Consider the following 8,109-nt stretch of genomic DNA (forward strand, 5'->3'; position numbering starts at 1 on the left):
GAGGATGCGGTCGCCGACCGCGACGCCGATCCGCGGCGCCCCGCTCCCGCCCCCGCCCCCGCTTCCGCCTGCGCTCCCGCCCGCCGGCGAGAAGACGCCGAGCGGCAGGTTCTGGACCGGGAAGTCGCGGTGCCCGTCGGCGCCCGCCACCCAGCTGGTCAGCGCAGGGTCATGGGTCTCGTCGATGCCGGTCATGGCAGCTGCGCCTTGGCAAAGCCCGTCCACACGGCGTCATAGTCGAGCTGCATCGTCGGGCTCGTGCTCGCCCAGCGGGTCGGGCGGACGACGTGACGGGTCTCGAACATGAACGCCATCGTGCCGTCGATCCTGTGGGGCTTCAGGTCGGCGGCGACCGCCTTCTCATAGCTGGCCTGGTCGGGGCCATGGCCGTTCATCTGGTTGTGCAGGCTCGCGCCGCCGGGCGAGAAGCCGCCCTCCTTGGCGTCGTAGCTGCCCTCAATCAGCCCCATGAACTCGCTCATCGCGTTGCGGTGGAACCACGGCGGGCGGAACGTCCCCTCCGCCACCATCCAGCGCGGCGGAAAGATCACGAAGTCGCAGTTCGCGATCCCCGGCGTGTCGGACGGGGATGTCAGGACGGTTAAGATCGACGGGTCGGGATGGTCGAAGGACACGGTGCCCATCGTGTTGAAGCGGGCGAGGTCGTACCGCCATGGCGCGAGGTTACCGTGCCAGGCGACGACGTCGAACGGCGAATGGTCGAGCGTCGTCGTCCACAGGCCTCCCCCGAACTTCTGCACCAGCTCGATCGGCTCGTCGACATCCTCGAACCAGGCGACCGGCGTCTCGAAGTCGCGTGGGTTGGCGAGGCCGTTGGCGCCGATCGGTCCAAGCTCGGGCAGCCGCAGGAGCGCCCCGTAGTTCTCCAGCACATAGCCGCGCGCCTCGCCGTCGGGCAGCGCCACGCGGAAGCGCACGCCGCGCGGGATCAGCGCCACCTGGAGCGGCGCGAGATCGATGCGGCCAAGCTCGGTATCGATCGCCAACCGGCCCTGCTGCGGCACGATCAGCAGCTCGCCGTCCGCGCAGAAGAACGCGCGCGTCATGTCGAGGCTGGCGGCATAGAGGTGGATGCCGACACCCGACTGTTCGGCGACGTTGCCGGTGCCGCCATAGCTGACGAGGCCGTCGAGCCAGTCGACCGGCGCGCCGGGCGGCGGCAGCGGCAGCGGGTCCCACCGCAGCCGGTTCGGCGACGGCGGCGCCGCGTCGAACGGCGCCGACTTCAGGTGCGGGGCGCCATCATAGGGGGTAAAGGCGGGGTGGTTGGCGGCGGGGCGCAGCCGGTAGAGCCACGATCGCCGGTTCTCGGCGCGCGGCGCGGTGAAGGCGGTGCCCGACAGCTGCTCGGCATAGAGGCCGAACGGCACCCGCTGCGGCGAGTTGCGCCCGACGGGCAGCGCGCCGGGAATGGCCTGCGTGGCGAAGTGGTTGGCGAAGCCGGCGAGATAGGCGGTCATGCGCATCCTCTCACATCGGAACTCGGTAAACCCAAGTCCTCCCCCCGCCAGGGGGAGGCGGCAGCGAAGCTGACGGAGGGGCGGTAAACCAGACGTTTGCCTGTCCTCCCCCTCCGTCACGCCTCCGGCGCGCCACCTTCCCCTGGCGGGGAAGGATTTTCAGGCATCGACCGTGATGACGCCGCGCCTGATCTGGTCCAGCTCGATCGATTCGTACAGCGCCTGGAAATTGCCGTTGCCGAACCCCTCGTTGCCCTTGCGCTGGATGATCTCGAAGAAGATCGGCCCGAACATGGGCTCTGTGAAGATCTGGAGCAGCAGGCCCTCCTCGCCGACGTTGCCGTCGATCAGGATGCGGTTCCTGCGGAGGCGTTCGAGGTCGTGGCCGTGGCCGGGCACGCGCTTGTCGACCAGCTCGTAATAGGTCTCGATCGTGTCCTGAAGCCCGACGCCGCGCGCGCGCAGCTTCTCCACGGTTGCGAAGATGTCGTGGGTCGTCAGCGCCAGATGCTGGATGCCCTCGCCGTTATAATCGCGGAGGAACTCCTCGATCTGGCTGTGATCGTCCTGGCTCTCGTTCAGCGGGATGCGGATCGCGCGGTCGGGCGCGATCATCGCCTGGCTGAACAGCCCGGTCGCGCGGCCCTTGATGTCGAAATACTTCTGCTCCTCGAAGCCGAAGATCTGGCCGTAGAACGCGGCCCAGGTCCGCATCTCGCCGCGCCTGACGTTGTGGGTCAGGTGGTCGAGCAGGTCGAGGCCGACGTTGTTCGCCGCCTCCGCCTCCGCGGCGCCCGCGACCTCCGTCCAGTCGTCATAGACCGAGCCGGCCGCCCCGTGCCGGTCGACGAGGTACAGGATCGATCCGCCGATCCCCTCCAGCGCGGGCACGCCGTCCAGCGCCGCGCCCACCGGCGCGGGCTTCGCGCCGCGCGCCAGGGCCGCGTCATAGGCGGCGGCCGCGTCCCGCACCCGGAACGCCATCGCGCTCGCCGACGGGCCATGGACGGCGCGGAAGTCCGCAGCATGGCCGGTCTCCTCCCGGTTCAGCAACAGGCTGATCCGCCCCTGCTTGTACCGCGTCACCGCCTTTGTCGGGTGGGTCGCGGCGGCGACGAAGCCGAACCGCTCCAGCAGCAGCGCCATCGCGTCGGGATCGGGCGAGGTGAACTCGCAGAACTCGAACCCGTCGAGCCCCATCGGGTTGACGTCCATATGGTCCATCGCGCGGTCCTGACTGATGTTGCTGACTGGTGTCGCCGACTGGTTGGTATCGATTGATACCAATATGCGACTCCCCAGGAACGGTGTCAACGGATACCAACGCGGGCATGGCCAAGACATCGCTCGTCCTCGACGCGTTCATCCCGTTCCGCCTGTCGTTCACGTCCAACCTGGTGAGCGAGCGGGTCGCCCGCACCTACGAGGCGCTGTTCGGCCTCTCCATCCCCGAATGGCGACTGGTGGCGGTGGTGGCCGAGACCGGCGGCATCACGCAGGCCGCGGTCGGCGCGCGGACGCGGATGGACAAGGTGACGGTCAGCCGCGCCGCGATCGCGCTGGTGGAACGCGGCCTGCTCGCGCGCGTCCGCCATCCGGGCGACGGCCGCTCGCACATGCTGGAGCTGACGGCGGCGGGCAACGACCTCCACGCGCTCGTCGCGCCCAAGGCGCTGGAGCTGGAGCGACGCATCTTCGAAGGGTTCGACCCGGACGAGTTGCGCGCCTTTGTCGCCGTGCTGCAACGGATCGACGCGGCGGTGCTGGACCTGCAAGGCCCGTAGCGCCGCCGCGCCGGGGGCACGGCGATCTCCCCGTCTCGTTGATGCGGCCTCGATGAGACAAAGACCGGAGCGGATCCATCCCGGACCGCAGCCACCGATGAAGGCGGACGATGACCGAGACCTATGTCGACCGCAGCGGACTGGAGGTGGCCGAGCCGCTGGCGCGGTTCGTGGAGGAACGGGCGCTTCCCGGCACCGGGCTGACGCCAGACCGGTTCTGGCGCGGCGTGGCCGGCATCCATGCGCGGTTCGCCCCCGAGAACGCGGCGCTGCTGGCGGTGCGCGGCGCGCTTCAGGCGAGGATCGACGCCTGGCACGATGCGCGCGCTGGCCGGCCGATCGACCAGCGCGGGTATCAGGCGTTCCTGCGCGACATCGGCTACCTCGTCGCCGAGCCCGCGCCGTTCGCGGTCGCGCCGCGAAACGTCGATGCGGAGGTCGCGACCGTCGCGGGGCCGCAGCTGGTCGTGCCGATGCTCGACGCGCGCTTCCTCCTCAACGCGGCCAACGCGCGCTGGGGCAGCCTGTACGACGCGCTGTACGGGACGGACGCGATCTCCGGCGCCGCAAGGCCCGGCGGCCACGATCCGCAGCGCGGCGCGGCCGTGATCGCCTGGGCCAGGGCGTTCCTCGACCGCGCGGCGCCGCTGGCGGAGGGTTCGTGGACGGAGTGGGCGGGCGGCAGGCCTGCGCTGGCCGATCCCGCCCGGCTGGTCGGGCAGGCCGGCGACAACTGGTTGATCCGCCATAACGGGCTGCACATCGAGCTGGTGATCGACCGGTCCCGACCGGTCGGGCGCGACGACCCGGCCGGCATCGCCGACGTGATCCTCGAATCCGCGATCACGACCATCGCCGACCTGGAGGACTCGGTCGCGGCCGTCGATGCGCAGGACAAGGTCGCCGGCTACGCCAACTGGCTCGGGCTGATGCAGGGCACGCTGGAGGCGAGCTTCGAGAAGGGCGGGCGCCCGATGACGCGGCGGCTGGCGGCCGATCGCCGCTACACCGACCCGAACGGAAAGGAGTTCACCCTCCCCGGCCGCAGCCTGATGTTCGTCCGCAACGTCGGCCACCTGATGACGACGCCCGCCGTCCTCCTGCCCGACGGCGGGGAGGCGCCGGAGGGCATACTCGACGTGATCGTCACGTCGCTGATCGCGCTCCACGACATCAACGGCAGTCGCCAGAACAGCCGCGCGGGCAGCATCTACATCGTCAAGCCCAAGATGCACGGTCCAGGCGAGGCGGCGTTCGCGAACGCGCTGTTCGACGCGGTCGAGGACCTGCTGGGCCTCGCGCGCCACACGATCAAGATCGGCGTGATGGACGAGGAGCGGCGGACCAGCGCCAACCTCGCCGCCTGCATCCACGCGGTCCGCGACCGGATCGTGTTCGTCAACACAGGCTTCCTCGACCGGACCGGCGACGAGATGCACACGTCGATGCGGGCGGGTCCGATGGTCCGCAAGGGCGACATGAAGGCGAGCGAGTGGATCGCCGCCTATGAGGACCGCAACGTCCAGATCGGCCTCGCCTGCGGGCTGTCCGGCCGTGGGCAGATCGGCAAGGGCATGTGGGCCGCGCCCGACCGGATGGCGGACATGCTGGCGCAGAAGATCGGCCACCCGCGCGCCGGCGCCAGCACCGCCTGGGTCCCCTCCCCGACCGCCGCGACGCTGCACGCGACGCACTATCACGACGTCGACGTGTCCGCCCGGCAGGACGAGCGGCGCGCAGAGCCGGTCGCGAGCCTCGACCGGTTGCTGACGGTGCCGCTCGCCGACCGCAGCGACTGGTCGCCCGACGAGGTCCGCGACGAGCTGGAGAACAACGCGCAGGGCATGCTTGGCTATGTCGTGCGCTGGATCGACCGGGGCGTGGGCTGTTCCAAGGTGCCAGACATCCACGACGTCGCCCTGATGGAGGATCGCGCGACGCTGCGCATCTCGTCGCAGCACATCGCCAACTGGCTGCTCCACGGCGTCGTCTCGGCTGACGGGGTCGACGCGGCGCTCGCGCGGATGGCGGGGAGGGTCGACGCGCAGAACGCGGGCGACCCGCGCTATCGGCCGATGGCGGGGCACGGCGAGGCCGGCCTTGCGTTCCAGGCGGCGCGCGCGCTGGTGTTCGAAGCGCTGGAACAGCCCGGCGGCTATACCGAGCCGCTGCTCCACCGCTTCCGCGCCCGGATGAAGGAGGCCGGCTGATGCCTTTGTACGAGTTCGCGGGTCGGCGGCCGACGATACCGCCCGACAGCTGGGTCGCGCCCTCCGCGGACCTGATCGGCGACGTCCGGCTGGGCCGGTGGGTGGGCGTCTGGTTCGGGGCGGTGATCCGCGCCGACAACGGCGCGATCGTGGTGGGGGACCGGACCAACATCCAGGACGGCGCGATGCTGCACGCCGATCCCGACGCGCCGCTCCGCATCGGCGCCGGATGCACGATCGGCCATCGCGCGATCCTCCACGGCTGCACGGTCGGAACCAACGTCCTGGTCGGCATGGGGGCGACGGTGCTGAACGGCGCGACGATCGGCGACGACTGCCTGGTCGGCGCGGGCGCGCTGGTGACGGAAGGCAAGGCGTTCCCGCCCGGCAGCCTGGTCATGGGCTCGCCCGCCAGGGTGGTGCGCGACCTGTCACCCGATGCGATCGCCGCGCTTCGACGGTCCGCCGACGGCTATGTCGCGAGGCAGCGCGACTATGCCGTCCGCCTCCTGCGCATCAACGCCTGACCGACGGGATATCGCGCGCGGCTTCCCGTCAGCCGGCGTCGCGGACCTTCTGACCCGCCACGCCCAGAACGAAGTCGGAAGGCAGGAGGCCCTGCTCCTCCAGCAGCTCCTCAAGCCCGATCAGCATGGAGATGACGGCCTTCGCGCCGGCGTCGAGGACGGCCAAGCGGTCCTTGTTCAACAGCTGGAAAAGCGGGTGGAGCAGCCCTCCGCCAAAGCCGCGCTCCCATTCCACATCGAAATACAGGCGCAGGAACTGCGGGATCAGCGCCGAACGGACCGACTCGCTCGGGTCCGTCTGCTGGATCTGTTCAAGGGTGGGATTGGACCATTGCGCGTCCGGCGAGATCTTGAACTCCGCCGGGACGGACCGCAGCGCCCGGTTTATCAGCGCCACCCGATCGTCCGGAAACGAGATGTAGCAGGGGCCGACATACTCGTTGTAAAGCAGCTTCCCGTCCGGTGTCAGAACATCCCGCACCTTGCCAAGCATGGCGTTCAGGTTCTCGACGTGATGCAGGGATCCCACGAACATGACGAGGTCGAACGGCGCCGGCAATCCTCAACCCCGAACGCGGGCCTGTGCAGAGGCGCCGACAGCGGCATGGCCGCCCGCCAGGGACGTCGGATCCCGCGCAGGTGTGACAACGCCGCCACCTGGACGACGGGCGCGGCCCGGTGTCCCGCAAGGCCGACGGCCTCTGCCGGAAGGGCGGTCGACGACCCGCGTCATGGGGATGCTGGTGCTGCCGGTGAGGATTGAACTCACGACCTCAGCCTTACCAAGGATGCGCTCTACCACTGAGCTACGGCAGCATCGGCCGCTAGCGGCGCGTGGTGGCTCAAGAGACGAGGCGGGTGGGATTGTCAACCCGCGCCGCCCGCGCGATAGGCGGCCATGGCTCCCGATGATCGACGCCAGCGGCTGGCCGCTGCCCTGCGGGCCAATCTGAGGCGGCGTAAACAAACGGGGGCGCCGCAGGACAACGCCGCGTCGATACCGCCCGGACCCCCGGCCGGTTCCGGGCGGTGCGACTGACGTCAGGTCATCGCCAGTCGATCAACGTGCCAAGGTGCGCCGCGATGGCGCTGCCGGCATAGGCCGCGGCCAGCGTGGCGCCGCCGGCGATCAGCCATGCGGTGCTGTTGGCGACCCGACCGGCATACATCTTGACTCGAGCCATGCCCTGTCCTCCATCTCCAGCGCCGGGCCGATCGTTGCTGCGACCCTGGCGTGATACGCATCTAGCCATGAAAGCTCGGGCGCCGTCAATAGGGCCGGATCGATCATATCGCGATCGATCGGCGCGAGGGTCAGCGTCTCGAACCCCAGCATCGCGCGATCCGCGCCCGGCACGTCGCGCGCCACCACCAGCAGCAGGTTCTCGATGCGGATGCCGTACTCGCCGGCCTTGTAGTATCCGGGCTCGTTGGACAGGATCATGCCGGGCAGCAGCGGCTCGAACACCCCGCCGCCGGGATAGGTCGGCGGCGCCAGCCGCGCCGGCCCCTCGTGCACCGCAAGGTAGCTGCCGACGCCGTGGCCGGTGCCGTGGGCGAAGTCGAGGCCCGCGTCCCACAGCGGCCGGCGCGCGAGCGCGTCGATCTGCGTGCCCGACGTGCCGTGCGGGAAGCTGGCGGTGGCGACCGCGACATGCCCCTTGAGGACGCGGGTGAAGCGGTCGCGCATCTCGGGCGTCGGTGGGCCGATCGGCACGACGCGGGTCACGTCTGTGGTGCCGTCGGCATATTGCCCGCCCGAGTCGACGAGGTAGAGCTGGCCCGGCTCGAGGGAGGCATCGCTTTCAGGCGTCACGCGATAGTGCGGGATCGCGCCGTGAGCGCCGGTGGCGGAGATCGTCTCGAACGACAGGTCGAGCAGCAGCCCCGTCTCCTGTCGGAACGCGAGCAGCCTTGCCGCCGCCGACAGTTCGGTCACGCCGCCCCGCGGCGCCTCCATCGCGATCCAGCGCAGGAAGCGGCTGAGCGCGGCGCCGTCGCGCACGCTGGCGGCGCGGTGGCCGGCGATCTCGGCCGGGTTCTTGGTCGCCTTGGCCAGCACCACCGGATCGCGTAGGGGGAGGACGGCAGCGCCGGCCGCAGCCAG

General features: G+C 70.3%; 8 protein-coding genes, 1 tRNA gene and 1 pseudogene. 3 read left to right on the forward strand and 7 right to left on the reverse strand.

Features of this window, described 5'->3' with window-relative positions:
- From HUV01_RS09505 to hppD, 3 genes and pseudogenes are all read right to left on the reverse strand, one after another.
- A pseudogene (locus HUV01_RS09505) lies at positions 1 to 195 on the reverse strand (hypothetical protein); the annotation flags it as partial.
- Positions 192 to 1,481: a homogentisate 1,2-dioxygenase gene (hmgA, locus tag HUV01_RS09510; protein ID WP_438827164.1), complete on the reverse strand. Its 1,290-nt coding sequence runs from the start codon at positions 1,479 to 1,481 to the stop codon at positions 192 to 194. The pseudogene HUV01_RS09505 and the gene hmgA, both read right to left, overlap by 4 nt.
- A gap of 159 nt (positions 1,482 to 1,640) precedes the next feature.
- Positions 1,641 to 2,705, reverse strand: a complete 1,065-nt coding sequence (hppD, locus tag HUV01_RS09515; RefSeq protein ID WP_174298047.1) for a 4-hydroxyphenylpyruvate dioxygenase — start codon at positions 2,703 to 2,705, stop codon at positions 1,641 to 1,643.
- Between the two features lie 107 nt (positions 2,706 to 2,812).
- On the opposite strand from hppD, the gene HUV01_RS09520 reads away from it, so the two are divergent.
- The 3 genes from HUV01_RS09520 to HUV01_RS09530 all read left to right on the forward strand — a co-directional run bounded on the left by HUV01_RS09520 (position 2,813) and on the right by HUV01_RS09530 (position 6,002).
- Entirely contained in the window at positions 2,813 to 3,265 is a 453-nt protein-coding gene (locus HUV01_RS09520) for a MarR family winged helix-turn-helix transcriptional regulator (protein ID WP_174298041.1), read from the forward strand.
- A 110-nt stretch (positions 3,266 to 3,375) separates the two neighbouring features.
- Positions 3,376 to 5,475, forward strand: coding sequence for a malate synthase G (locus HUV01_RS09525; protein WP_174298042.1), 2,100 nt, complete (start codon positions 3,376 to 3,378; stop codon positions 5,473 to 5,475).
- On the forward strand, positions 5,475 to 6,002 hold the full coding sequence (locus HUV01_RS09530; protein WP_174298043.1) for a gamma carbonic anhydrase family protein: 528 nt from the start codon (positions 5,475 to 5,477) through the stop codon (positions 6,000 to 6,002). The genes HUV01_RS09525 and HUV01_RS09530 overlap by 1 nt, the downstream gene beginning before the upstream one ends.
- Before the next feature lie 28 nt (positions 6,003 to 6,030).
- Here the strand turns inward: HUV01_RS09530 and HUV01_RS09535 are convergent, their stop codons facing one another.
- The 4 genes from HUV01_RS09535 to HUV01_RS09550 all read right to left on the reverse strand — a co-directional run.
- Positions 6,031 to 6,561: a methyltransferase domain-containing protein gene (locus tag HUV01_RS09535; protein WP_368040020.1), complete on the reverse strand. Its 531-nt coding sequence runs from the start codon at positions 6,559 to 6,561 to the stop codon at positions 6,031 to 6,033.
- 182 nt (positions 6,562 to 6,743) lie between these two features.
- Positions 6,744 to 6,818: transfer RNA gene (locus HUV01_RS09540), tRNA-Thr, on the reverse strand.
- Between the two features lie 230 nt (positions 6,819 to 7,048).
- Positions 7,049 to 7,186 (reverse strand): hypothetical protein, encoded by a 138-nt coding sequence (locus HUV01_RS09545; RefSeq protein ID WP_174298045.1) that lies wholly within the window; start codon positions 7,184 to 7,186, stop codon positions 7,049 to 7,051.
- Positions 7,132 to 8,109 (reverse strand): M24B family metallopeptidase (locus HUV01_RS09550; RefSeq protein WP_174298046.1); only part of this gene is annotated, 978 nt, incomplete at its 5' end. The genes HUV01_RS09550 and HUV01_RS09545, both read right to left, overlap by 55 nt.

This window comes from Sphingomonas bacterium, from assembly GCF_903643035.1.
Classification (GTDB): domain Bacteria; phylum Pseudomonadota; class Alphaproteobacteria; order Sphingomonadales; family Sphingomonadaceae; genus Sphingomonas.